This is a genomic window from Pararhizobium qamdonense (assembly GCF_029277445.1).
Classification (GTDB): Bacteria; Pseudomonadota; Alphaproteobacteria; order Rhizobiales; family Rhizobiaceae; genus Pararhizobium; species Pararhizobium qamdonense.
This window is the reverse complement of the sequence record NZ_CP119566.1, coordinates 1,390,205-1,413,705: the sequence shown is the minus strand read 5'-3', so window position 1 is coordinate 1,413,705 and position 23,501 is coordinate 1,390,205. Positions and strand designations below refer to the sequence as shown.

Annotated in this window: 26 protein-coding genes; 12 read left to right on the top strand and 14 right to left on the bottom strand. The window is 61.2% G+C overall.

Features of this window, described 5'->3' with window-relative positions; all coding sequences use genetic code 11:
* Positions 1-102: 102 nt before the first annotated feature.
* The 4 genes from PYR65_RS06825 to PYR65_RS06810 form a co-directional block, all read right to left on the bottom strand.
* Positions 103-414 (bottom strand): hypothetical protein, encoded by a 312-nt coding sequence (locus tag PYR65_RS06825; RefSeq protein ID WP_276120421.1) that lies wholly within the window; start codon positions 412-414, stop codon positions 103-105.
* 306 nt (positions 415-720) lie between these two features.
* Positions 721-1,647 carry a prephenate/arogenate dehydrogenase family protein gene (locus PYR65_RS06820; protein ID WP_060639473.1) on the bottom strand — a complete coding sequence of 309 codons (927 nt, stop codon included), beginning with the start codon at positions 1,645-1,647 and terminating at the stop codon, positions 721-723.
* The gene (gene hisC, locus PYR65_RS06815) at positions 1,644-2,750 is read right to left on the bottom strand and encodes a histidinol-phosphate transaminase (protein ID WP_276120420.1); all 1,107 of its coding nucleotides are present in this window, start codon (positions 2,748-2,750) and stop codon (positions 1,644-1,646) included. The genes PYR65_RS06820 and hisC overlap by 4 nt, the downstream gene beginning before the upstream one ends.
* Before the next feature lie 197 nt (positions 2,751-2,947).
* Positions 2,948-3,691, bottom strand: coding sequence for a class I SAM-dependent methyltransferase (locus tag PYR65_RS06810; protein ID WP_060639594.1), 744 nt, complete (start codon positions 3,689-3,691; stop codon positions 2,948-2,950).
* 89 nt (positions 3,692-3,780) lie between these two features.
* Here PYR65_RS06810 and gloB point away from each other — a divergent pair, with 89 nt between their 5' ends.
* Complete coding sequence (gene gloB, locus PYR65_RS06805; RefSeq protein WP_276120419.1) at positions 3,781-4,551, top strand: hydroxyacylglutathione hydrolase; 771 nt, start codon at positions 3,781-3,783, stop codon at positions 4,549-4,551.
* Entirely contained in the window at positions 4,551-4,994 is a 444-nt protein-coding gene (locus PYR65_RS06800; RefSeq protein ID WP_276120418.1) for a cupin domain-containing protein, read from the top strand. The genes gloB and PYR65_RS06800 overlap by 1 nt, the downstream gene beginning before the upstream one ends.
* A 2-nt stretch (positions 4,995-4,996) precedes the next feature.
* On the opposite strand, the gene yddG is transcribed toward PYR65_RS06800, so the two are convergent.
* Positions 4,997-5,887, bottom strand: coding sequence for an aromatic amino acid exporter YddG (yddG, locus tag PYR65_RS06795; protein ID WP_276120417.1), 891 nt, complete (start codon positions 5,885-5,887; stop codon positions 4,997-4,999).
* Between the two features lie 30 nt (positions 5,888-5,917).
* On the bottom strand, positions 5,918-6,694 hold the full coding sequence (locus PYR65_RS06790; protein ID WP_082546811.1) for a DUF3108 domain-containing protein: 777 nt from the start codon (positions 6,692-6,694) through the stop codon (positions 5,918-5,920).
* A gap of 350 nt (positions 6,695-7,044) precedes the next feature.
* On the opposite strand from PYR65_RS06790, the gene rpmB reads away from it, so the two are divergent.
* Positions 7,045-7,347, top strand: coding sequence for a 50S ribosomal protein L28 (rpmB, locus tag PYR65_RS06785; protein WP_037099739.1), 303 nt, complete (start codon positions 7,045-7,047; stop codon positions 7,345-7,347).
* A 163-nt stretch (positions 7,348-7,510) separates the two neighbouring features.
* Entirely contained in the window at positions 7,511-8,149 is a 639-nt protein-coding gene (locus PYR65_RS06780; protein WP_060639468.1) for a queuosine precursor transporter, read from the top strand.
* Between the two features lie 70 nt (positions 8,150-8,219).
* Here the strand turns inward: PYR65_RS06780 and PYR65_RS06775 are convergent, their stop codons facing one another.
* From PYR65_RS06775 to PYR65_RS06760, 4 genes are all read right to left on the bottom strand, one after another.
* The gene (locus PYR65_RS06775) at positions 8,220-9,209 is read right to left on the bottom strand and encodes an esterase-like activity of phytase family protein (RefSeq protein WP_407951313.1); all 990 of its coding nucleotides are present in this window, start codon (positions 9,207-9,209) and stop codon (positions 8,220-8,222) included.
* A gap of 122 nt (positions 9,210-9,331) precedes the next feature.
* Positions 9,332-11,236, bottom strand: coding sequence for a cobaltochelatase subunit CobT (gene cobT / locus PYR65_RS06770; protein ID WP_276120416.1), 1,905 nt, complete (start codon positions 11,234-11,236; stop codon positions 9,332-9,334).
* 3 nt (positions 11,237-11,239) lie between these two features.
* Positions 11,240-12,235, bottom strand: a complete 996-nt coding sequence (gene cobS, locus PYR65_RS06765; RefSeq protein ID WP_060639466.1) for a cobaltochelatase subunit CobS — start codon at positions 12,233-12,235, stop codon at positions 11,240-11,242.
* A 93-nt stretch (positions 12,236-12,328) separates the two neighbouring features.
* Entirely contained in the window at positions 12,329-12,964 is a 636-nt protein-coding gene (locus PYR65_RS06760) for a J domain-containing protein (protein ID WP_156383239.1), read from the bottom strand.
* Between the two features lie 152 nt (positions 12,965-13,116).
* On the opposite strand from PYR65_RS06760, the gene PYR65_RS06755 reads away from it, so the two are divergent.
* Entirely contained in the window at positions 13,117-13,398 is a 282-nt protein-coding gene (locus tag PYR65_RS06755) for a BolA family protein (protein WP_060639464.1), read from the top strand.
* 46 nt (positions 13,399-13,444) lie between these two features.
* Here PYR65_RS06755 and PYR65_RS06750 read toward each other — a convergent pair whose 3' ends face one another.
* Genes PYR65_RS06750 through PYR65_RS06740 form a run of 3 tightly spaced genes read right to left on the bottom strand, consistent with a single transcriptional unit; the run spans position 13,445 to position 16,492 of the window.
* Positions 13,445-14,779, bottom strand: a complete 1,335-nt coding sequence (locus PYR65_RS06750; protein WP_060639463.1) for an HlyC/CorC family transporter — start codon at positions 14,777-14,779, stop codon at positions 13,445-13,447.
* Entirely contained in the window at positions 14,776-15,909 is a 1,134-nt protein-coding gene (aroB, locus tag PYR65_RS06745) for a 3-dehydroquinate synthase (protein ID WP_276120415.1), read from the bottom strand. The genes PYR65_RS06750 and aroB overlap by 4 nt, the downstream gene beginning before the upstream one ends.
* Positions 15,910-15,913: 4 nt before the next feature.
* Complete coding sequence (locus tag PYR65_RS06740) at positions 15,914-16,492, bottom strand: shikimate kinase (protein ID WP_276120414.1); 579 nt, start codon at positions 16,490-16,492, stop codon at positions 15,914-15,916.
* Positions 16,493-16,708: 216 nt separating this feature from the next.
* Between PYR65_RS06740 and PYR65_RS06735 the strand changes: the two genes are divergently transcribed.
* The 7 genes from PYR65_RS06735 to PYR65_RS06705 all read left to right on the top strand — a co-directional run bounded on the left by PYR65_RS06735 (position 16,709) and on the right by PYR65_RS06705 (position 22,702).
* Complete coding sequence (locus PYR65_RS06735; RefSeq protein ID WP_156383228.1) at positions 16,709-16,858, top strand: hypothetical protein; 150 nt, start codon at positions 16,709-16,711, stop codon at positions 16,856-16,858.
* The gene (gene xerD, locus PYR65_RS06730; RefSeq protein ID WP_276120413.1) at positions 16,855-17,811 is read left to right on the top strand and encodes a site-specific tyrosine recombinase XerD; all 957 of its coding nucleotides are present in this window, start codon (positions 16,855-16,857) and stop codon (positions 17,809-17,811) included. The genes PYR65_RS06735 and xerD overlap by 4 nt, the downstream gene beginning before the upstream one ends.
* A gap of 79 nt (positions 17,812-17,890) precedes the next feature.
* Positions 17,891-18,844 (top strand): acetyl-CoA carboxylase carboxyltransferase subunit alpha, encoded by a 954-nt coding sequence (locus PYR65_RS06725; protein ID WP_060639459.1) that lies wholly within the window; start codon positions 17,891-17,893, stop codon positions 18,842-18,844.
* A 200-nt stretch (positions 18,845-19,044) separates the two neighbouring features.
* A complete protein-coding gene (locus tag PYR65_RS06720; RefSeq protein WP_276120412.1) occupies positions 19,045-20,517 on the top strand; it encodes a L,D-transpeptidase family protein in 1,473 nt (490 codons plus the stop codon).
* Positions 20,517-20,747, top strand: coding sequence for a sulfurtransferase TusA family protein (locus tag PYR65_RS06715; RefSeq protein ID WP_060639458.1), 231 nt, complete (start codon positions 20,517-20,519; stop codon positions 20,745-20,747). Before PYR65_RS06720 ends, PYR65_RS06715 begins: the two co-directional genes overlap by 1 nt.
* A gap of 202 nt (positions 20,748-20,949) precedes the next feature.
* Entirely contained in the window at positions 20,950-21,372 is a 423-nt protein-coding gene (locus PYR65_RS06710) for a YciI family protein (RefSeq protein WP_060639457.1), read from the top strand.
* A gap of 67 nt (positions 21,373-21,439) precedes the next feature.
* The gene (locus tag PYR65_RS06705; RefSeq protein WP_276120411.1) at positions 21,440-22,702 is read left to right on the top strand and encodes an RNA polymerase sigma factor; all 1,263 of its coding nucleotides are present in this window, start codon (positions 21,440-21,442) and stop codon (positions 22,700-22,702) included.
* 29 nt (positions 22,703-22,731) lie between these two features.
* Here PYR65_RS06705 and PYR65_RS06700 read toward each other — a convergent pair whose 3' ends face one another.
* Positions 22,732-23,499: a DUF930 domain-containing protein gene (locus tag PYR65_RS06700; protein WP_276120410.1), complete on the bottom strand. Its 768-nt coding sequence runs from the start codon at positions 23,497-23,499 to the stop codon at positions 22,732-22,734.
* Between the last annotated feature and the right edge of the window lie 2 nt (positions 23,500-23,501).

The following is a 23,501-nucleotide window of genomic DNA, read 5'->3' as shown; positions in this document are numbered from 1 at the left end:
GCCGCCATTATTGCCACCATCGCCACCTGATTTCAACTGGGGCCGTTCGAACGAAGCGACCCATCCCTTGACCTCGCTACCAATCTCGTTCTGGTTTGACTCTTAGGCATCGCCATCTGGCTCTCCCTTCGATGGGGCTAGATTTGTTACGCCGCTACCAATCCCGTGCATGAGACTTTGCAGAGGTCTGCGGGCTCTTTCGAATAACTGGCGCTGCTCCGAGGTCAGTTGCATCGATTCGAACGCCTGCCCCATCGCAAAGACGATGTCGAGGATGGAAATCATGTTCAGATAGACTTCTGCGACATGCTTGATCTCAGCGGGCCGCTCATCTTGACCAAAGGTTTCTCGGATAACTCGTTGAAAATGTTCGCTAGCGGCAACAGAATCGTCGTTTGGTTTATTGTCACTCACTGCATCACGTCCTTCCAGTGCTCAACGCACTCGACATTCGCGAGGTTGATCAGATTTTCGCCTGCCCATCATATTCGTCAATACAAACCATGTGAAACACTCTGGTTCTTATGAAGCGGCTCGTTAGCCATCCACTCGCTATCCTCGTAAGTTCGACGCGAAACACGCATAAGTCAAGCGGCAGCGCACGCAAAAACACTTTTCACTATAGAAGAAAATCTACTTTAACGTGCATTCACGTGCAAAAGCCTTACGAAGCAGAATAAACGTCTTCGAACGTTGCCAGACGCCGCAGCAAAGAACCGCCTACTTCTGATCCATCGCATGCCGGCCGAAGTCAGCCATGTCCGTATCCTGGCCCGCCTGAACGATCGAGCGGCGGATGGCGCGGGTGCGGGTGAAGAGGTCGAACAGCTTGTCGCCGTCGCCCCAGCGGATCGCCCGTTGCAGATAAGCAAGGTCCTCGGAAAAGCGTGATAGCATTTCGAGGATCGCATCCTTGTTGTGCAGGCAGACATCGCGCCACATGGTCGGGTCTGATGCTGCAAGACGGGTGAAGTCGCGGAAACCCGAGGCCGAATATTTGATCACTTCGGATTCGGTCACCGCTTCCAGATCATCCGCCGTGCCGACAATATTGTAGGCGATGATATGCGGAAGATGCGAGACGATCGCCAGAACCTTGTCGTGATGCTCTGGGTCCATGTCATCGACCATCGAGCCCAGCGTTTCCCAGAACGTCCGCAGCTTGGCCTTGGCGGTTTCGTCAGTATCCGGCAGCGGCGTCAGGATGCACCAGCGGCCCTTGAACAGGCCGATAAAGCCGGCATCCGGGCCGGAATATTCGGTACCTGCAATCGGATGGCCGGGGATGAAATGCACGCCCTGCGGCATATGCGGTGCCATCTGGGCAATGACAGAGCCTTTGGTCGAGCCGACATCGGTGACGATGGCGCCCGGCTTGAGGTTCGGCGCAATCTCGGCAGCGACAGCGCCGGAAGCGCCGACCGGCACCGAGACGATGACCAGATCGGCATCTTTCACCGCATCGGCCGCCGATGTCGTGTAGCGGTCGCCCAGGTTCAGCTGCTCTGCCCGCTTCAGCGTCGCGTCGCTGCGCGTCGAGACCACGACGGTACCGGCGAGGCCCTTGTCCTTGATCTCGCGGGCGATCGACGAGCCGATCAGGCCGATGCCGATCAGCGCGATGGTTTCGAATTGCTGTGCCATCACGCCCGGCCCATAAATTCGGTGAGTGCAGCAATCACGCCCTCATTGGCCTCGGCCGAGCCGACGGTCATGCGCAGCGCATTGGGCAGACCATAGCCACGCACCGCGCGCAGGATGAAGCCACGGCTGGTCAGGAATTCATCGGCCTCCGGCGCACGCTTGCCGTCGAGATCGGGGAAATGGATCAGCACGAAATTGGTGACCGACGGCGTCACGCGCAGGCCAAGCGCCGAGAGCGCATCGGTAAGTTTGCCGAGCCAAAGCTGATTGTGCTCGACCGCAGCTGCGGCAAAAGCCTGATCGCGGATCGCAGCGGCACCGGCGGCGATGGCCGGCGCATTCATGTTGAATGGCCCGCGCACCCGGTTCAGCGCATCGATGATGGCAAGCGGCGCATACATCCAGCCGATCCTGAGCGCTGCAAGCCCGTGGATCTTCGAAAACGTGCGGGTCATCACCACGTTCCGGTTGGACGACACCAGCTCGAGGCCCGCCTCATAATCATTGCGGCGGACATATTCGGCATAGGCAGCGTCGAGAACCAGGATGACGTTCTTCGGCAGGCCGGCCTGCAGGCGGCGCACTTCGTCGACCGGAACATAGGTGCCCGTCGGGTTGCCGGGATTGGCAAGGAAGACCATTTTGGTGTTCGGCGTGACCGCAGCGAGGATCGCATCGACAGTGACCTGGCAATCGTTTTCCTTCACGGTGACCGGCGTCGCGCCGGCCCCCATGATCTGGATCTTGTAAACCAGGAACCCATGCTCGGTGATGATCGCCTCATCGCCGGGCGCCAGATAGACGTGGCAGAGCAGGCCGAGCAGTTCATCGGACCCGTTGCCGCACATCAGGTTGGCGATGTTGAGGCCATAGACGGAGGCGATCGCCTCGCGCAATTCGATTGCCTGGCCGTCCGGATAGATTTCAAGCTTGGCCGCAGCCTTCTGGAAGGCCTCGATCGCCTTCGGGCTTGGCCCCAGAGGGGTCTCGTTCGAAGACAGCTTATAGACCTTGGCGACACCCGGCGCATGCTCCTTGCCCGGCACGTAAGCGGCAATATCAAGGATACCGGGGCGTGGCGTGGGGCTCTGGATGTCTGCGCTCATGGGATCAGCTTTCGGCAACAGGGAAATGACGCTCAGCCAATACCGGTGCGGCGGGTTTTTGTCGAGTGCGATGCCGATTTCTTGGCTCTCGCCTGTGAGTTACCCCCCTCTGTCGGCGACGCCGACATCTCCCCTCAAGGGGGGAGATGTCACGAAGTGACAGAGGGGGGCGAGCGGGCTCCGTGGCCAAAATGGACCTACCCAACATCCCGCGTCGTCGGAACGCCCTGTGGCGCCAGCACCGGCACGAAGACCCGGCGCGAGGCGCGCGCGGCGACCGGAAGGCCCTGGTAGAGCCGTTTTTGCGCCTCGACGATGATGACGCCGGAAAAGACCGGCCAGAGCGAGCGGCCGATACGCTCGAACGCCTGGCGCATCTTCAGGATCAGTTTCAGTTTCGACGGCGGGAAAAACAGGGCATCGGCGGAGGCGCCGGGGGTGAAATTGGTTTCGCGCAACAGTGCCGTCAGCTGTCCGCGCGAATAGGGCCTACCTGACCCAAACGGCGTGTGCTCCATGCGCGCCCAGACGCCACGGCGATTCGGCACGACGATGACCAGCCGTCCGCCCGGCGCCAGAATGCGCCAGAGCTCTTTCATCGTCTCGCGCGGATTTTCGGCAAATTCCAGCGAATGCACCATCAGCACCCGGTCGATCGACGAATCGGGCAGCGGCAATTCCTCGTCGAAGATCAACGCCGTCGAGGACAGCTCTGCCACCGGCCAGTTTACCGCGCCCTGCCCCGCCGGCATGAAGGCAAAGGTGCGCTCCGTATCGGCGCGGAAACGATCGAGATAGGGAACGGCATATCCGAGCCCCACCAATCGCTCTTCCGGCAACCGCGCCCACACGGACGACAGCGCCATGCCGATCGATTGTTCGGCAAAGCGCCCGAGGCGGGAATGATAGAACTGGCGAAGGTCGACGATATCTGCATGCATGACATGCATGTTAGACTGGAACAGGTGGACTTCAAGGCGCGGCTCACTACATTCGCCATAACGCCCCGCCCCTCCGCAGGAATTCTCTCATGGCCAAACTCGACATCGAACTGTTCCCATGCCGCACCGACAATTTCGGCGTGCTGATCCACGATCCGGAAACGGGCGCCACCGCCTCGATCGATGCGCCGGAGGAACAGCCGATCCTCGACGCTTTGAAACGCCGGGGCTGGACGCTGACGCATATTCTCACCACCCATCATCATACCGACCATGTGGACGCCAACCTGGCGCTGAAGACGCGCTATGAGGCGACGATCATCGGCCCGGAAAACGAAGCCAAGAAAATTCCCGGCATCGACATGACCATCGGTGATGGTGGTGACTTCGAATTTGCCGGCCACAAGGTGCATGTTTTCGAAACGCCGGGGCACACGGCCGGGCATATCTGTTTTTATTTTCCAGACGACACGCTGCTGTTTTCCGCCGACACGCTGTTTGCGCTCGGCTGCGGCCGCCTATTCGAAGGTACACCGGCGCAGATGTGGGCTTCGCTGCAGAAGCTGATGGCGTTGCCGGATGATACGGTGGTCTATTTCGGCCATGAATATACGCTGTCCAACGCCCGCTTTGCCGTCACCGTCGATCCGGATAATGCGGCGCTCAAATCTCGGGCGGCCGAGATCGAGGCGTTGCGCGCCAAGGGCGCCTTCACCGCGCCGACGACACTGGGACTGGAAAAGACCACCAACCCCTTCCTGCGGCCGCATGACGCGGCCATAAGGGCACATCTGTATATGGACAACGCATCGGACGCTGAGGTCTTTGCCGAAATCCGCAAGCGCAAGGACAATTTCTGATGGACGTCCAACTGCCGCTCTCGGCGAAAGCCATTATCGAAACGTTGAACATGCAGCGCCATCCGGAAGGCGGCTGGTATATCCAGACCTTCAAGGACACCGCAGGCGGCCCGCGAGGATACTCGACGGCCATCTATTATCTCTTGGAGCGCGGCGAACGCTCGCACTGGCACCGGGTCCGCGATGCGGTCGAGGTCTGGCACTTCTATGCCGGTGCGCCTCTGGCGCTCAGCATCGCTGAGGATGGCAAGCCTGCCACGACCATCAAGCTCGGCTCGAATATCCTGATCGGCGAACTGCCGCAGGCCGTGGTGCCGGCGAACGGCTGGCAATCGGCAACCTCGCTTGGCGCCTGGACGCTGGTCGGCTGCACCGTTTCACCGGGTTTTGATTTCTCGGCTTTTGAAATGGCGCCGCCCGGCTGGCAGCCGCCTGCGCTCTAAGTCTACCCGGCGGGCTGCGCGGCGCGCGACCGGTCCCGGAAAATGATATCCTTGGCCGCCAGCACTGCGCCGCCCGTGACGAACAGGCAGGCGAGCGCGATGCGCCACGACGGCTCGGCAAAACCGAAGGCGATCAGCACCAGCGTGGACAGAACCGGGGCCGCATAGCTGGCAACGCCGAGGATCTGGATATTGCCGTTCTTGACGCCGTAATCCCAGGCATAGAAGGCAGCACCGACCGGCAAGAGGCCAAGACCCACAACCGCAATCCATTGCGTGGCGCTTTCCGGCCAGACCGTGGTTTCCAAGCCAAGATGGCACAGGAACGACAAAGCGGCGGTTGCCAGGCAAAAGCCGGTGACGACATCGGTTGAAACCGCCTCGAACCGCCGCGTCAGCAGCGAATATCCCGACCAGGTGAAGGCGCAGGCCAAAGCCGCGCTATAGCCCATCACATAGGCATCATCGAACTGGACGCCGTTGCGCGCCACGATCAGGATCGTACCGGCTAGACCACAGACCGCGCCCGCAACATGATACCAGCGCAGACGCTCGCCCGGCAAAAGCGCCGAACCGACGACGATCAGCAGCGGCCACAAATAGGCAATCAGCCCGGCCTCGACCGCCGGCGCATTCCGAAGCGCCGTGAAATAGAGGAAATGGTAGCCGAACAGCCCGGCAATGCCGACGATCCAGACCTGTGCCGGCTGCCTGAGAAGCTTGAGCCGCTCGGGCTTCAGCGCCAGAACCACGAGGCCTGGAATACTGCCGATCGAAAAGCAGATGGCCGAAAGCTGGAAAGGCGGCATCGTGCCGGAGGCGGCGGTAAACAGCGCCAGCAGCGACCACATCAGGATCGCCGAAAAGCCGATCAGCGTTGCCTTGACCTTCATGCCTGTGCCCCCCCGGCGCAAATGGAAATGTCAGCTTCCGAACCGCGTGGCCCAGATGGTGACCGGGCCGTAGCTGGTGGGGATGCGGACGTAGACGGGAGCATATACATTCACGGCTTCAGCCTTGGCAAACCAGATTTCCATGGTTTCCAGCTTGCGCAGATAATCGACGTCGTCGCGGCCCTTGCGGAAACCGGATTTCGGCACGAACTTGATGCCGCAGACGATGACATCGCCCGAAAAACCCTCCGTCTTGAAGGGCTTCGTGCCCTTGGGCGAGAGCTTCAGGTCCATGCGCGATTCGCCGTCAAAGACCGGCACGCTTTTCGGGCAGACCCGCGTATCGGCCGGAAAGATCAGGCCGGAGAGCGGATCGACGACATTGCGCATATCGGCCTTGGTCACCGGCACCCAGTTTTTCGGGATCTTGCGCGGCGGTTTCATCGAGGCGGATACCACATCGCCATCACGGAACTGGACATCGATCGCCCGGCCCTTCTTGCCGCTCTGATAGCGCACGCGGTATTCGGAAGCACTCAGCTGGTCACGGCCGATGACGCCCGATACCGAGGTTTCACCCGAGGTCTTTGCAAAGATATCGGCAAGCCCTGCTGAGTTCATCGTGCCGGAAATGGTGTAGCGCTTGTCGTTCAATGCCGTGTGGAACGAAGCCTTGGCAATCGGCAGGCCGGCAAGCGAGATGCTGTAATCCGTATTATGCGTGATATCGGCGGCAAAAGCCGTACCTGTGGAAAACGTTGCCGTTGCAAACGCCAGAAGCGCCGAGACACCGATGCGCCAGTTCATTCCTCAGCCCTTCCAAATGGTCATGCGACAACAGCCGATACGGTGTGTTTACGGCATTTCTGCGCCGCAAACCCCGCTTTTGCCACAAGCCTTAACCCATGGACCAATAAAGTGGAATTGCCCGCCGCAAAGATGTATAGGGACGAGGAGAATCCAAACCGTACGGCATCTCCGGCTTGAAAGACCCCGCGTTTCTCAAGAGTTTTTCCCGGAAAACGAAGGTTTGGCTTGACGCCGCGGCTCTGTCTGACTATAGAACCGCAACTTTCCAATCATGGCCAACGGAATGCGGCCTGGGCATATGGCCCGCCAACGCATGGACCGAAGGCGAAAAGAAAAATAGGTGCATCATGTCCCGTAGTTGCGAATTGACCGGCAAGGGCGTCCAGTCGGGCAACAATGTGAGCCACGCAAACAACAAGACCAAGCGCAAGTTCCTTCCGAACCTGTGCCAGGTTACGTTGATTTCCGACGTGCTCGGCCAGCGTTACCGTCTGCGCGTTTCGGCCGCAGCCCTGCGTTCGGTTGAACACCGCGGTGGTCTCGACGCATTCCTGATCAAGGCTGACGAAGTCGAGCTGTCGATGCGCGCTCGCCTGCTGCGCCGCCAGATCGTCAAGAAGACGGCTGAAGCCGTCGCTGTCGCCGCTTAACCGGCACACGTGACTGTACAGATGAGAAGGCTTGCCAGGGCAACCGGCGAGCCTTTTTCTCGTGTCCTATAGACTGTAAACCGTCTGCGGCTTGCCGGCCCAAAAGCATGGCAAAGAGCGGGCTCCGATCGCTCCAACTGGTGGCATACCCCAGGATAAAAAAATGCTTAAAAACCGCACGTTTCTCACCTATGTCGCGCTGATGACCCTCGTGGTCGTGGCCTCCAATTTCCTGGTCCAGTATCCCCTGCCCGGCTCGATCGCCGGCATGCAATTGGGTGACCTGCTGACCTGGGGCGCGTTCAGCTATCCGATCGCCTTTCTCGTCACCGACCTTACCAACCGCCAGTTCGGACCACGCACTGCCCGCAAGGTGGTGATTGCCGGCTTTGCCGTCGCCATCGTCCTGTCGGTGCTGGTCGCCACACCGCGCATCGCGATCGCCTCGGGTTCGGCCTTCCTGTTCGGCCAGCTTCTGGATATTTCGGTGTTCAACAGGCTGCGGGCGCAGAGCTGGTGGCGCGCGCCGCTGATCGGCTCGCTGTTCGGCTCTTTCCTCGATACCGCGATCTTCTTCTCGTTTGCCTTTGCAGCCGTCTTCGTGGTCTTTGGCCCGAACGATCCCTTCGCGCTCGAAAGCGCCCCGATCCTCGGCGTCATGACCGCAGAAGCACCGCGCTGGATCTCCTGGGCGCTCGGCGACCTCAGCGTCAAGATCATCGTCGGCCTGGTCATGCTGTTGCCCTATGGCGCATTGATGAACGTGATCAAGCCGATGCCGGGTGCGAAGGCCAACGCCTGAGACGAATACCCAGTGAAAGCAATCCAGCCCGCATCACTCCCATGATGCGGGTTTTTTCTTGCCCGTTTCTCTATTCGGTCAACCGGAATTCCAGCATCAGGTTGCGCTCAAGGATCGAGTGATTGTCGTCGGACACGAGGATGAGGCGGGTCTCGCCGGGCTCGACGATCACGTCGAGGCCTTCCATATTGTCGATCTGGTAGCCCATGTCGGCATTCAAAAAAATCTCGCCATCGACCACCGCGCCCGGCTTGATATCGTCACCCTTGATGCGGCGGATCTGCATGCCGATGCCTTCGGCAAAGCTGAAGCGGCGCTCCAGAATGAGCAGGTCGCCATTGGGCAGGAACGCGCCGTCGGTCACGGCAAACGCCCCCTTGCGGACGACACCGAAAATGCCCTTGCGTGGACCATCAAGCACGGCAGCCAGCAGGTTTCCGTTCGCGTCGAAACTCAGCTCCGACACCACGGTGACGCCGCCTGCAAGCGGACTGTCCTTCGGAGAGACGGCGATGGTTTCCAGGCCACGATTGCCACGCAGCGACGTGACCGGAATGAGAAGCGGCAGGGTCGCCACCGGCCCTGACTGGGCAAAGCCCGGATCCGGATAGACATCGACGCGATGCAACCCCTCATAGCTGGCCAGAACCTCACCGTTTCGCAGGGCTACGCCCTCGCAGTCCATCCGCTCCTTGACCTGCTCCGAGCGGCCATTGGCATCGATCATCGAGGTGACGGTGAGATCGCTCGTGCCGGAGAGCTTGCCCTCGTGGTCGCGCCGGATTTCACCTTCGACCCAATGGCCGGTATCCATGATCGCAAGGAAGGACTTCCGGTCCGGACGAAAGCGGATCGACGAAATCGCGCCGAGCAGCGCGTTCGACGACGACATTTCGATGCCGCCGATAAATTCCAGCTTGCCGAACTGTTTCTGGTCCGACCCGATCTTGAAATTCTCGATCTGTCGGCTTTTCACCGGAACGGTTTCGGACGGTGCGAGCGGCGCCGCAACCGAGGGCGTGACGGCCAGGAACAGGGAAAGGGCGGCGGCCTGGATCAGTGTCGCTTTCAAAAGACGTCCTTCTGGCAGGCCGGCAGGAAGCACAAAACGGCTCCGGAAAATTCACCACGCAATATGCAGAAAAGACCGGAGCCATAGTCGTGCCCCGGCCGGCAAGACAATCAGCTCGCGCGCCGCCGTGGCGCAGCAGCCCGGCGCCGGGAGCTCTCATCGTCGAACAGCGACGCCAGCTGCTCGGTCATCGCACCTGCCAACTCGTCGGCATCGACGATGGTCACGGCCTTGCGATAATAGCGCGTCACGTCGTGGCCGATACCGATCGCCAGCAATTCGACCGGCGAGCGCGTCTCGATCTGATCGATGACAGCGCGCAGGTGCCGTTCGAGATAGTTGCCCGGATTGACCGACAGGGTGGAATCATCAACCGGCGCACCATCCGAAATCATCATCAGAATGCGGCGCTGCTCGGAGCGGCCAAGCAGCCGGTTATGTGCCCAGATCAGCGCTTCGCCGTCGATATTTTCTTTCAGCAAACCCTCGCGCATCATCAGGCCGAGATTGCGGCGCGCGCGGCGCCACGGGGCGTCGGCAGACTTGTAGATAATGTGGCGCAGATCGTTGAGACGTCCCGGCATCTGCGGCTTGCCGCTGGCCAGCCATTTTTCACGCGACTGCCCGCCCTTCCAGGCCTTGGTCGTGAAGCCGAGGATTTCGACCTTGACGCCGCAGCGCTCCAGCGTGCGGGCCAAAATATCCGCGCAGGTCGCCGCGACCGTGATCGGCCGTCCGCGCATCGAGCCGGAATTGTCGATCAGCAGCGTGACGACCGTATCGCGGAAATTGGTATCCTTCTCGCGCTTGAAGGAGAGCGGCTGCATCGGGTCGATGATCATGCGCGTCAGCCGCGCCGAATCGAGATAGCCCTCTTCCAAGTCGAATTCCCAGGACCGGTTCTGCTGCGCCATGAGGCGGCGCTGCAGCCGGTTGGCCAGACGGCCGACTGCGCCCTGCAAATGCGCCAGCTGCTTGTCGAGGAAGGCGCGCAGGCGGTCGAGCTCGGCTTCGTCGCAAAGCTCTTCGGCCGTGGTCGTCTCGTCGAATTCCTCGGTAAAGACGCCGTAATCGACCTTATCGTTGAAATCGTCGAACGGATGGCTCGGCCGCTTGACCTCGCCGGGCGTTTCGCTGTCGTCCTCGCCATCGTCCGACATCTCCTCTTCGGAGATTTCGGCACCGTCCATCTCGCCGTCGTCCATCTGCTCGTCGGCAGATTCGTTTTCGTCGGCTGGGGCGGCGTCGGAGCCGGCATCGTCGTCGGAGCTGTTTTCGTCCTGCTCCTGGCTGCGCGGCTGGTCCTCGTCGGTCTGGCTTTCCTGATCGTCCGGCTCGACATCGTCGTCGCCGTATTTCTCGGCCATCTCCATCGAGGTCAGCATATTGCGCACGACGCGGGCAAAGGCCTGCTGGTCGTTCACAGCGGCAGACAATTCCTTCATGTCGCCGGCGGCTTTTTCCTCGATGAAATCGCGCCAGAGATCGAGTACCTTGCCGGCGGACGCCGGCGGCTTCTGGCCGGTCAGCTTTTCGCGCACGATCAGGGCAACCGCCTCTTCGATCGGCGCATCCGCCTGGCGGTCGATATTGCTGAAATTGGCCCGGGCGTATTTCTCGTCCAGCATCGATGTCAGATTGCCGGCAACGCCGGTCATGCGCAGCGACCCGATCGCCTCGACGCGCGCCTGCTCGACGGCATCGAAAATGCCGCGTGCGTCGGCACCCTGCGGCGCCATGGTGGCGTGGATGCGGGCATCATGGCAGGCCTTGCGCAGCGCCATGGAATCGCCGAGCCCGCGGGTGACCGCAAGTTCCTGGCGCGTCGGCCGCTTGGAGATTTCCGGCAGCCGCACGCGTTCGCCCGAAAGGCCCGGACGCTCGTTGGCAAACACGACCTCGACCTCCGAATCGCCGGCAATCGAGCGGATACAACCGGTCAGTGCGCGGCGGAACGGCTCCACATCCACGACACCGGCCGGCCTTGCTTTCGAATTGTCGCCCCGGCCTGCCATCGATCAGGCCGTGGCTTCGAGCACGATATTGGCAGCGCTTTCCTTCAGCTCGACACCGAAGGCGCGCTGATAGTGTTCGGCCACCAGCGCCCGCTCAAGCTCGTCGCACTTGTTGAGGAAGGTGACGCGGAACGCAAAGGCGATATCGCCAAAGATATGCGCGTTTTCAGCCCAGGTGATGACGGTACGCGGGCTCATCACGGTCGACAGGTCGCCGTTGATGAAGGCTGCACGGGTGAGATCGGCAACGCGGACCATCTTGGAAACCGTGTCGCGGCCGCGATCCTTGGTGAAGCCCTTGACCTTGGCGGCAACGATATCGACCTCGTTGTCATGCGGCAGATAGTTCAGCGTGGTGACGATCGACCAGCGGTCCATCTGCGCCTGGTTGATCTGCTGCGTGCCGTGATAGAGGCCGGTCGTATCGCCGAGGCCAACAGTATTGGCCGTCGAAAACAGGCGGAAAGCCGGGTGCGGCCTGATGACGCGGCTCTGGTCGAGCAGCGTCAGGCGGCCCGACGATTCGAGCACGCGCTGAATGACGAACATCACGTCCGGGCGGCCGGCATCATATTCGTCAAAGACGAGCGCGACATTGTGCTGGTAGGCCCAGGGCAGGATGCCGTCCTTGAATTCGGTGACCTGCATGCCGTCCTTGACGACGATCGCGTCCTTGCCGACGAGATCGATACGGCTGACATGGCTGTCCAGGTTGACGCGCACGCAGGGCCAGTTGAGACGGGCCGCGACCTGCTCGATATGGGTCGATTTGCCGGTGCCGTGATAACCGGACACCATCACGCGGCGGTTATGGGCAAAGCCGGCCAGGATGGCGAGCGTCGTCTCGCGGTCGAACAGATAGTCGGGATCGAGATCCGGCACATAGGCATCGCCCTTCGAATAGGCCGGCACGCGCAGATCGGTATCGATACGGAAAACGTCACGGACGGAAACCGTCGTATCGGGGAGATTGGAAATATCGAGGTCTACCTTGCTCATCATGTCTCCAGCACGGTAAAGCCCCTACGATCAATTTGCGGGGGCGCTCCCGTCTATGCCTTTATAAAAGTGTGACCGTAATAAAACGGGTTCCTAGCAGAAGCCAGCCTGTTTTAACAATTGATATGCCTGGATCACGGCGCGAAAACGCTCTTCCGATCCCCTGTCTCCGCCATTTGCATCGGGGTGATGCTTTTTTACAAGCTCTTTATACGCCGACTTCACATCTGCCGCAGTTGCATTGGCATGCAGACCCAGCGTTTCGAAGGCCTTGGCCTCCAATGTCTTCAGCTTGCGCAGCCGCGGCTCCTGCCGGTTGGCGCGGGCCCGCGCCTGATCGACAAAGCCGAAGGGATCGCGCATGCGCGCCTGCGCACCGGCCGACCCCGACCGTTGCTGCGACTGCTGCGGCGCATTCTTGGCGTTCTTGTTGACGCCGACCGTCCAGGTCGGGCGGTGGCCGGTGATGGCTTCCTTCTGGTAGCGCGCGATCTCGCTGTCGGACAGGCCGGAAAAATAATTGTAGCCCTTGTTGTATTCCTTGACGTGTTCGAAGCAGAACATGAAAAACTCGTTCTCTGCATTGCGGCCCACCGGCGCGCGATGGACGGCGTTCTCCTCGCACCCGTCCCACTGGCACTTCGGAGCCATCGGCTCGGGCTTCTGGGTCGCCCTGCGGCGCGTCCGGATCCCATCAAAGTATTTTGAATCAAGTTTCATGGCGCTAATTATGGGGCGTGGCGGACGCCACAACAAGAATTGACAAACGGGAATGTTGCAGGCTTTGTGAAGCCATTTTGCACCGCGCACAGCGCAATCCCGGACGGGCCGCTCGTTTACGATCGATGCCAGCCGAAAAGCCAGAGAATCGGGGCTAAAACATGTCGCTTCAAAGCCGCATCGAAACAAAACTCAACACGGCTTTTTCGCCCGAACGGCTGATCGTTGTCAACGAAAGCCACCTGCATGCCGGTCATCATCCGGACATTGACGGCACCGGCGAAACCCATATGCGGGTGCGCATCGTCTCCAGCGCGTTCATCGGCATGAGCCGCATCGCCCGCCACCGCGCCATCAACGAGGTTTTGCAGCCCGAGATCGATGCCGGATTGCATGCGCTGGCGCTGGAACCGGCCGTTCCAGGCGAAGCCACCCGCTGGTGAGCGGCATCGGCAGCCATAAGGGCTGACCGTTTCAAACCTAGCTGAATTACTCGACGCTTTCGGTCTTCACCGGCAGCGGGGGCAGTGTCGGGTCATCGGCCGGCCGGATTCTGAGCCGCGTAATCCGGTTCTTGACCCGCTTCATGACGATAAAGCGCTTGCCGTAGAAGGTGAAGGCCTGCCGCTCCTCCGGGATCGTCCGGGATTCGTGGATGACAAGCCCGGCAACCGTGGTCGCCTCCTCGTCCGGCAGGGTCCAGTCGAGTGCGCGGTTGAGATCGCGGATCGGCACGCTGCCATCCACGACGATCGAGCCGTCGGCTTCCTGGCGCACGCCCTGGATTTCGATATCGTGCTCGTCGGAGATATCGCCGACGATTTCCTCCAGGATATCCTCCAGCGTCACCAGCCCCTGCACCTCGCCATATTCATCGACGACGATGGCGAAATGTACCTTGCGGCGCAGGAAGGCGTTGAGCTGTTCCTTCAGATTGGTGGTTTCCGGCACGAACCACGGCTTTTGCGCGATGCGGACGATATCGAGATTTTCCGGCTCGACATCCGGTTCCGCCAGCGCCCGCAACAGGTCCTTGGCATGCACGACGCCGATGATGTTATCGGTCGATCCGCGCCAGACCGGCATGCGGGTGTAGGGACTTTCGAGCACCGCGCGAACCGCCACTTCCGGCGCATCGTCGGCATTGATGCCGCGCATCGAGGTGCGGTGGATCATGATGTCGGAAATTTCCAGCTCGCCCAGATCGAGAACGCCGCCGAGCCGGTCGCGGTCGGCCTTGATGACCGAGCCTTCCCGGTGCAGGAAATCGACCGCACCGCGCAATTCCTCATGCGCCGTCAGCATCGGCATTTCCGAGGACAGATTGATGCCGAACAGGCCGAGAATGCGGCGCACGATCCAGTTGACCAGGCTCGAAACCGGGCCGACCACCAGAACGATGACATTGACCGTGCGTGCCACGCCAAGCGCAAATCGGTCCGGCGATGCGATCGCCCAGCTTTTCGGCAGCACCTCGGCAAAGATGACCAGAATGATCGTCATGGCGAGCGTCGCATAGGCAACGCCGGACGCGCCGAAGAAATGCAGGAACAGACTGGTGGCGATCGATGACGACAGGATGTTGGCAAGGTTGTTGCCGATCAAAAGCGCTCCGATCAGCCGGTCGCGGCGTTCGATCAGGCGGTTGACCATGCCCGCCCGCTCATCGCCATTGGCCTCCAGCGTGTGCATCCTTGAGCGCGATGCCGCAGTCAGCGCCGTTTCCGAGCCGGAGAAAAAAGCCGACAGCACGATCATCACGAGAATGATCAGAATGCCCGGACCGTAGTCGGTCAGGAAGAGCGTGAAGGCTTCGTTGCTCATCCCGGATGCTTTTCCTTGAGAAACGCGGTCACTTCCGATCCCGGCACGTCATCGGCGACAAAGGACTGGCCGATGCCGCGCGTCAGGATGAAGGTGAGCTTGCCGCCGCTGACCTTCTTGTCCTGGGCAATCGCGTTCATCAGCGTCTCCACGGGCGGCAAGGTGCCGGGAATTTCATCCATACGGGTCGGCAGGCCCACCGCTCGCAGATGCGCTTCGACGCGCCTGGCGTCATCGGGGCTTGCAAGGTTCATGCGCGCGGAAAACTGATGCGCCAGCACCATGCCGATCGACACTCCCTCGCCGTGCACGAGACGCGCGCCATCATACTGCGTCGCCGCCTCCAGCGCATGGCCGAATGTGTGCCCGAGATTGAGCAGCGCCCGCTGGCCGTTCTCGCGTTCGTCGGCAGCAACCACATCGGCCTTGGCCTGGCAGCTGATGGCGATCGCCTCGATACGGGCGTCGCCGCCAGCAAAGACGGCCTGCCAGTTGTTTTCCAGCCAGGCAAAGAAGTCCGGCTTGTCGATCAGGCCATATTTGGCGACCTCGGCATAGCCTGCCTTGAACTCGCGCGGGCTGAGCGTATCCAGCACATCCGTATCGGCCAGAACCAGATCCGGCTGATGGAACACGCCGATCAGGTTCTTGCCGTGCGGCGAGTTGATGCCGGTCTTGCCGCCGACAGACGAATCCACCTGGGCCAGAAGCGACGTCGGGATCTGAATGAAGCGCGATCCGCGCCGGGCGATACCGGCGGCAAAGCCGGTGAGATCGCCGATCACGCCGCCGCCCAGCGCGATAACGGCATCGTTGCGCTCGATGCGGGCCCCAAGGATCGCCTCGCAGACCGGGATCAGATGTTCGAAGCTCTTGGTCTTTTCGCCGGCCGGCAAAACCAGCGACACGGCGGTGATGCCACTGGCCTTCAGGCTTTCCATCAACGGCTCGAGATAGAGCGGCGCGACATGTTCGTCGGTGATCACGGCCATGCGCCGGCCCTTCAGCCGCCCGGCAATCTCGTCTGCGGCCGTTGCAATAAGGCCGGGACCGATGAGGATATCATAGGACCGGTCGCCGAGATTGACGCGGACGGTTTTGCGGGCGGCAGATAAACGGGTCGTGGTCATGGCTTCACTTCTTCGGGAGACTGGCGAGAGCGGCAAGAACCTCTTCCACCATCACCTCTTTCTTGACATCGCGCGACAGCACCGTCAGGTCCGCCTCAGCATAGATTGGATAGCGGGCGTGCATGAGGTTTTCCAGCGTCTGCTTGGGGTTTTCGGTTTTGAGGAGCGGACGGCTGTCACGCTTGTTGACCCGCTCCCACAGCACCTCAAGCTCGGCATTCAGCCAGACGGAGAGGCCTTGGCGCTTGATATGCTTGCGGGTACGCTCGTTGATATAGGCGCCACCGCCGGTGGAGACGACGCGCGGGCCGGTCTTGAGCAACCGCTTGATGACGCGGGTTTCCAATGCGCGGAACTCGTCTTCGCCATAGGCTGCGAAGAGTTCAGTGATCGTCATGCGCGAAACACGTTCGATTTCATGATCGGAATCGACGAAGGGAATTCCGAGCGCCGAGGCCACGATCCGGCCGACCGCCGATTTTCCGGCCCCCATCAGACCGACGAAGACGAGGTTTCGTCGCCCGAGCGCGGCCTTCGCCCGCTCGACCAGCGCTTCGGAAACCGGTTCAATCACGTCGCTCATGCAGTTTTAATTTCCCCGTTCCGCTCCGGTATCGACAAAACAGCTGGAAGCGTCAAGACTTCACGGCATACAAGGTCACGGGAATCCCGCGCGATACAGCGGTTCTTGCACTTGCAAACAGGCATGGTCATATAGGCCCCTGACGTCAGAGCCTCGTATGATCAATGAGGCGCATGCTGTTGCCTCATTGATCATACGAGGCTCTAGGAGTTGAAAATGCCCACCCTGTTCCGGTTCCTGTTCATCTGCGCCCTGATCGGCGGCGTGATCTATGGAACGATGGTGGCGCTGGTGACATTCGTCAATCCGGTCGAGCGCGACGTCACCATCCGCATTCCCTCCGAGCGGATCAACAAGCCGCAATGATCGATCTTTCCGCCGCCCATATGGAATCCTTCCTGGAGATGATGAGCGCCGAACGGGGTGCTGCCAACAACACGTTGATCTCCTATGAGCGCGATCTCGAAGACGCCTATTCCTTCTTAAAGCAGCGCGGCGTCAAGCCGACGGATGCCGCTTCCGATGACCTGCGCGCCTATCTCTCGCATCTGGCGCAGCAGGGCTTCAAGGCCTCTTCGCAGGCCCGCAGGCTCTCGGCCTTGCGGCAGTTCTACAAGTTTCTCTATGCCGAAGGCCTGCGCACGGACGATCCGACCGGCGTTCTCGACGCGCCGAAGAAAGGCCGGTCGCTGCCCAAGGTGCTCAGCATCGACGACGTGTCCAAGCTGATCGGTCAGGCGGAAGCGGAAGCGGCAAAAAGCGGCGGCGATACGGTTGCGCGGCTGCGCATGCATGCGCTGATCGAACTGCTCTATGCCACCGGTATGCGCGTCAGCGAACTCGTATCGCTACCGGCCTCCGTGCTTGCCCAGAACGGCCGTTTTCTTGTCGTTCGCGGCAAGGGCAACAAGGAGCGCATGGTGCCGCTGTCACATTCGGCGATCCGCGCGATGCAGGCCTATGGCACGGCGATGGCCAGCGACAATGCCGCGCAGAAAACGCCGCCGCCGGAAAGCCCGTGGCTCTTTCCCTCTTCCGGCAAGGCGGGTTACCTGCCGCGCCAGGTTTTTGCCCGCGACCTCAAGGATCTTGCCGCCCGCGCCGGCATCCGCGTTGCGGCGATCTCGCCGCATGTGCTGCGCCATGCCTTTGCCAGTCATCTGCTTGCCAATGGCGCCGACCTTCGCGCCGTGCAGGAACTTCTCGGACATTCGGACATTTCAACGACACAAATCTATACCCATGTGCTGGAAGAACGGCTGCATCAGCTGGTCCAAAACCATCACCCTCTTGCCAAACAGGCGAAAAAACAGGATTAGGAGCGCCAGAACACTTGGCCGGGACGGCTGAAACGTCTTACCCGTAGCCACTGGCGCAATATGATCGGAAACGCATCACATGCACAATTATCTCGATTTCGAAAAACCAATCTCCGATCTCGAAGGCAAGATTCACGAGCTGAAGAAGATTGCCAGCGAGGACGAGAGCATCGACACGGCCGACGAGGTCGAGCGTCTGGAAGTCCGCGCCCGCGAGGCGATGGCCGAAATCTATTCCAAGCTGAACCCCTGGCAGAAGACGCAGGTCGCGCGCCATCCGCAGCGCCCGCATTTCCAGGAATATGCCGCCAACCTCTTCACCGAATTCACGCCGCTGGCCGGCGACCGCAAGTTTGCCAATGACGAGGCGATCCAGGCAGGCCTGGCGCGCTTCCGCGGCACCCCTGTCGCCGTCATCGGCCAGGAAAAGGGCAACGACACCAAGTCGCGCATCAAGCACAATTTCGGCAGCGCCCGTCCGGAAGGCTACCGCAAGGCAATCCGCGTCATGGAAATGGCCGACCGTTTCGGCCTGCCTCTGATCACCCTGATCGATACGGCCGGCGCCTATCCGGGCATCGGCGCCGAAGAACGCGGTCAGGCCGAGGCCATCGCCCGCTCGACCGAAATGTGCCTCAACATGCGGGTTCCGATCGTCTCCGTGGTCATCGGCGAAGGTGGTTCCGGCGGCGCGATCGCGATCGCGACCGGCAGCCGCGTCTACATGCTGGAGCACTCGATCTACAGCGTGATCTCGCCGGAAGGCGCCGCCTCCATCCTCTGGCGCGACAGTACGCGTGCCAAGGAAGCGGCAACCAACATGAAGATCACGGCCGAAGACCTGAAGTCGCTCGGCATCATCGACGGCATCATCACCGAACCGGTCGGCGGCGCGCATCGCGATCCCAACGCCGTCATCGAGAAGACCGGCACCGTCATCGCCGATGCGCTGAAGGAGCTTTCGGGCCGCACCGGCGACGAATTGCGCTCCGACCGCCGCCAGAAATACCTGGCGATCGGCCGCCAGCTCTAAGCAATTTTGCTGGCTTTGGGAGGATCTGCGTGGCAAATCTGTGCGCGGTCCAACCTTGGCCATATTCTGGGCGTCTGGAACGGTTGAGCAGGGCGGTTTTGTAAGGTTAATATTTTGTGAAGTAAAAAGGCATATTGATTCCCTGTGGACCGCCTGCACGGAACGCCACGTTCGACAGTTATCTTGATGGACCTTTGCCGATGCGTTTGACACATCTTGTTGCCACCGCAGCCATCGCTGCGCTCCTTTCGAGCTGCACCGCCAATGAAGCGATGGACACCGTCGATGTCGACCTCAAGAAGGTCTCCAGCAAGGTCAACTACCAGCTCTCCGGCAAGATCGTCCAGAAGATGCAGGCAATGAGCATGGCGAAGGATTCGCCGATCATGCTGCGCATCTTCAAGGAGGAAGGCGTTCTCGAAGTCTGGAAGGCCAATGCCTCCAACCGCTACGAGATGCTGCGCCAGTACAAGATCTGCGCCTGGTCGGGCAAGCTCGGCCCGAAGGTGAAGGAAGGCGACCGCCAGGCGCCGGAAGGGTTCTACCCGATCTCGCCCGGCCAGATGAACCCGAATTCCAGCTATTATCTGGCCATCAATACCGGCTTTCCCAACCGCTTCGACCAGGCGAACGGCCGTTTCGGCACCAATCTGATGATCCACGGCGCCTGCTCGTCGTCGGGTTGCTATTCGATGACCGACGAGCAGATGCAGGAAATCTTTGCGCTATCGCGCGATGCCTACAAGGGCGGCCAGCAGGCGATCCAGCTGCAGGCCCTGCCCTTCCGCATGACGGCCGAGAACATGGCGCGGCACAAAAACAGCCCGAACATCGACTTCTGGAACATGCTGAAGCCCGGCTACGACCAGTTCGAGATCACCAAACGGCCGCCGGAAGTGAATATCTGCGAGAAGAAATACGTCTTCAACCAGCAGACCGACGGCAAATTCTCGCCGACCGGCCAATGCCCGGCCATGTCGACCCCGGCCACCATGCAGGGCGCGCTCGCCAGCTACAACAAGAAATACAACGACGACTACGCCAAGGCCACCAAGAAGCTCGACGGCATGGTCTGGTATGAGCCGAGCGAAGCCGAGCGCAAGGCGATCGTCGCCAAGCAGCGCGTCGGCAAGGAACTGGCCTATGCCCCGACCGGCACCTCGCTCGACGCCGGCAAGCTGATGAAGGTCGCCGACCTCGAAAAGCAGGAAGCCCGCCGGGCCGAGCTGGAAGAGGTCAAGAAGGCGATCGAGATCCAGAAGGCCGAGCTGGACAAGTCCACCAAGAACGGCAAAAACGTGCCGGTCCCTTCGGAAAATCCGTTGCCCAAACCGGTGCAGCAGGCCGCCGTCGAACAGCCGGGCGCTGCGCGCAAAGGCTTCTGGGGCAGCCTGTTTTCCAAGAGCGGCGCCGATGCGCAACAGCTCGAGCCGGCAGCCGCAGCGCCTATCGACGCGGCTCAAGAACAGCGGCCGGCTGGCCAGAAGCAGGCCGTGCAGCAAGCCGCCGCAACGGCAACGCCCCAGCCTGTTACGACCGCAACGGTGAAGAAGCCCGCCGATGCGGCAGCCGCCCAGACAGCGGCCGCCACCGAAGCGGCACCGGTCGCCGAACAGGCTGTCGTTGAACAACAGCCGAAGAAGCGGCCATTCTGGAAACTCTGGGGCAATTGATGCCCGACGGCCTGATCTATGACCTCAAGGGGCTGAAATGCCCCTTGCCGGTCTTGCGAACACGCAAGCGCATGCTCTCCCTTGCTCCCGGCACGCTGATCACGGTCGAGACCACCGACCCGCTCGCCATCATCGACATTCCGCATTTCTGCAACGAAGACGGCCATAGCCTGGAGCAATCCGAGGCGCTGTCCGGCGGCCACCGTTTCGTCATCCGCAAGAAGGCTTGACGTCCAAGGTCAAACTTGACGGCGAGAGACCTGTTCAGTCCCGCCGGACACATTCTGCCGTAAAGACGGCCAAGCGGCCCTCTCCATCACAACTTCTCTAGATTTCTCAAAAAAATTCCGGAACGATGTCGATCGAGCCGGGCGTCGTTCGTCGTATGGTCAGGAAGGCCATTCCGGCTTCCAATAATCAAGGGAGAACACAATGCGTGTGATGGTGATCGTCAAGGCATCGAAGGATAGCGAAGCAGGCGTCATGCCGACGACCGAGCTTCTGGAAGCCATGGGCAAATATAACGAGGAGCTGGTCAATGCCGGTATCATGATGGCCGGCGAAGGGCTGCATCCCTCCGTCAAGGGCAAGCGGATCGCCTTCGACGGCCCGTCACGCACCGTCATCGATGGGCCCTTTGCCGAAACCCGCGAACTGATCGCCGGTTTCTGGCTGTGGGAAGTCAAGGACATGGCGCAGGCCGTCGAATGGGCCAAGCGCTGCCCCAACCCGATGCCCGGCCCAAGCGAGCTGGAAATCCGCCAGGTCTTCGAGGCAGCCGATTTCGGCGAGGCATTTACGCCGGAACTGGCCGAACAGGAAGAACGCCTGCGCGAAAAGGCAGCCAAGCGCTGATTTCGCCGGGCCGCGTCAGACTACCGCTGGCTTGACGCGGCCTTTCCCGCTCGTTTAATCCACACATATGGCGGCAAACGAAACGCATCAGGCAATCGAGACAGTGTTCCGGATCGAACAGGCCCGCCTGATCGGCGGCCTGGCGCGGATGGTCAGAGACGTCGGGCTGGCGGAAGAGCTGGCGCAGGACGCTCTGGTAACCGCGCTCTCGGATTGGCCAGTAAACGGCGTTCCGAAAAATCCCGGAGCCTGGCTGATGTCCGCCGCCAAGCGCCGCGCCATCGATGGTTTGCGCCGCAAGAAAATGCTCACGCGCAAACATGCCGAAATCGGCCGCGACCTCGAAGATGAGCGTGATACCAGCGTCGAGGATATCGAAGCGGCGCTGGACGACGATCTCGGCGACGAGCTGCTGGGTCTCCTCTTTGCTGCCTGCCATCCCGTGCTTTCGACAGAGGCGCGGGCAGCACTGACCCTGCGGCTGATCGGCGGTTTGACGACCGATGAAATTGCCCGCGCCTTTCTCTCGAACGAAGCCACCATCGCCCAGCGGATCGTGAGGGCCAAGAAGACGATCGGCAATGCCGGCCTCACCTTTGCGGTGCCGCGCGGCGCAGAGCGCGCAGAACGGCTCGCATCCGTTCTGGAAGTGATCTACCTGATCTTCAACGAGGGCTATGCCGCCACCGCAGGCGAAGACCTGATCCGCCCGGCGCTCTGCGCGGAGGCCCAACGTCTCGGCCGCATCCTCGCCGGCCTCATGCCGGACGAGCCGGAAGTGCTCGGCCTCTTGTCGCTGATGGAAATCCAGGCCTCCCGTCTTAATGCCCGTGTGGCCCCGGACGGATCGCCGATCCTTTTGACCGAGCAGAACCGCGCCCATTGGGACCAGCTCCTGATCCGGCGCGGGCTTGCAGCCCTGCAGCGTGTGGAAGCGCTCGGCGGCGCGCATGGTCCCTATGCCCTGCAGGCAGCTCTGGCCGCCTGTCACGCCCGCGCGCGCAAGGCGGAAGACACGGACTGGCATAAAATTGCCGGGCTTTACGACACGCTGCGCGAGGTCATGCCGTCGCCGGTGGTCGATCTCAACCGGGCCGTCGCCCATAGCATGGCATTTGGACCGGAAGCCGGGCTCGCGCGCCTCGACGAGATCGATCCGGCAGCGGGACTGCAAAACTACGTCCCCCTGCCCGCCGCAAGAGGCGATTTCCTGTTTCGGGCCGGACGCTTGGCGGACGCCAAAGCCGAATTCGAGCGCGCGGCAGGCCTCACCCGTAACAGCAGCGAAAAGGCGTTCTTTCTCGCAAGGGCCGCTGCCTGCGGCAATTAGAGCCTCTTACGATCAATGAGTACGAGGCTCTAATCCACCGGACCATCATCCGCCGTCAGGTTGTGATCGGCCCATTCGCTTTTCGCAATCTCGCTGCCAACCGCAAAGGCAAACGAGACGACCTGCTTGAGGTCCGGCGTCACTTCGCAGGTGAACCCGATCTTGTACCAGCGTCTCTTGCTGCGGAACGCCCCGCCGTCCGCCTTGAGCTTTTGCCCCGACAGCTCAGTATCTGCCATCGCATAGGCGACCAGAAAATCCGGCTTTAACGTCGGCTTCCAGAGATGCACCTGTTCCATCGCCTCGATATTGCAGAGCTGGACGATACGCTCCGAGGATGCAAGCTGACCCATCGCCTTCCGCGCCTTGGCGCTGCGCGGATCGGCCAGAACCTTGGCCGACTGCAGGTGCTTTGCCTGAACCATCGCATCCACCTGCGGGCGCAGCTGGTCCGTCGGCAGTTTCTCAAATGCCGGAACCGGAGTTTCTCTTTGTGGCGCATTGACCGCATCACTCGTGGATTGTGGTTGGGATTGGGATTGCGGCGCCGGCTGGGATTGCACCTGGGCAGCCGCCGGGCTGCTCGCGGCCTCGAACTGCTGCTGCGTCAGCACATTGACGCTGACGCTCTCTTGCGATGACGGTGCCTGCCGGCGCGGCGTCACGGCGAAAAGCAGGGCGAGCCCGATCAGGAGATGGAAGCCGAGGGAAGCGCTGACACTCCAGCCGCCGGGACGGCTGGCAGGATGGGCTGGCGCCCGCATGTTGCCGATACCGCCGCCCAGCTCCGGAAACATGC

Bases quoted from the DNA above. Each gene is read 5' to 3' on its own strand.
- cobT (WP_276120416.1), bottom strand. From the start codon at position 11,236: ATGGCAGGCCGGGGCGACAATTCGAAAGCAAGGCCGGCCGGTGTCGTG.
- PYR65_RS06755 (WP_060639464.1), top strand. From the start codon at position 13,117: ATGTCGCTTCAAAGCCGCATCGAAACAAAACTCAACACGGCTTTTTCG.
- PYR65_RS06735 (WP_156383228.1), top strand. From the start codon at position 16,709: ATGCCCACCCTGTTCCGGTTCCTGTTCATCTGCGCCCTGATCGGCGGC.
- PYR65_RS06780 (WP_060639468.1), top strand. From the start codon at position 7,511: ATGCTTAAAAACCGCACGTTTCTCACCTATGTCGCGCTGATGACCCTC.
- cobS (WP_060639466.1), bottom strand. From the start codon at position 12,235: ATGAGCAAGGTAGACCTCGATATTTCCAATCTCCCCGATACGACGGTT.
- yddG (WP_276120417.1), bottom strand. From the start codon at position 5,887: ATGAAGGTCAAGGCAACGCTGATCGGCTTTTCGGCGATCCTGATGTGG.
- PYR65_RS06700 (WP_276120410.1), bottom strand. From the start codon at position 23,499: ATGTTTCCGGAGCTGGGCGGCGGTATCGGCAACATGCGGGCGCCAGCC.
- PYR65_RS06705 (WP_276120411.1), top strand. From the start codon at position 21,440: ATGGCGGCAAACGAAACGCATCAGGCAATCGAGACAGTGTTCCGGATC.
- PYR65_RS06810 (WP_060639594.1), bottom strand. From the start codon at position 3,691: ATGCATGCAGATATCGTCGACCTTCGCCAGTTCTATCATTCCCGCCTC.
- rpmB (WP_037099739.1), top strand. From the start codon at position 7,045: ATGTCCCGTAGTTGCGAATTGACCGGCAAGGGCGTCCAGTCGGGCAAC.
- aroB (WP_276120415.1), bottom strand. From the start codon at position 15,909: ATGACCACGACCCGTTTATCTGCCGCCCGCAAAACCGTCCGCGTCAAT.
- PYR65_RS06740 (WP_276120414.1), bottom strand. From the start codon at position 16,492: ATGAGCGACGTGATTGAACCGGTTTCCGAAGCGCTGGTCGAGCGGGCG.
- hisC (WP_276120420.1), bottom strand. From the start codon at position 2,750: ATGAGCGCAGACATCCAGAGCCCCACGCCACGCCCCGGTATCCTTGAT.
- PYR65_RS06720 (WP_276120412.1), top strand. From the start codon at position 19,045: ATGCGTTTGACACATCTTGTTGCCACCGCAGCCATCGCTGCGCTCCTT.
- PYR65_RS06750 (WP_060639463.1), bottom strand. From the start codon at position 14,779: ATGAGCAACGAAGCCTTCACGCTCTTCCTGACCGACTACGGTCCGGGC.
- PYR65_RS06800 (WP_276120418.1), top strand. From the start codon at position 4,551: ATGGACGTCCAACTGCCGCTCTCGGCGAAAGCCATTATCGAAACGTTG.
- xerD (WP_276120413.1), top strand. From the start codon at position 16,855: ATGATCGATCTTTCCGCCGCCCATATGGAATCCTTCCTGGAGATGATG.
- PYR65_RS06725 (WP_060639459.1), top strand. From the start codon at position 17,891: ATGCACAATTATCTCGATTTCGAAAAACCAATCTCCGATCTCGAAGGC.
- gloB (WP_276120419.1), top strand. From the start codon at position 3,781: ATGGCCAAACTCGACATCGAACTGTTCCCATGCCGCACCGACAATTTC.
- PYR65_RS06715 (WP_060639458.1), top strand. From the start codon at position 20,517: ATGCCCGACGGCCTGATCTATGACCTCAAGGGGCTGAAATGCCCCTTG.
- PYR65_RS06790 (WP_082546811.1), bottom strand. From the start codon at position 6,694: ATGAACTGGCGCATCGGTGTCTCGGCGCTTCTGGCGTTTGCAACGGCA.
- PYR65_RS06710 (WP_060639457.1), top strand. From the start codon at position 20,950: ATGCGTGTGATGGTGATCGTCAAGGCATCGAAGGATAGCGAAGCAGGC.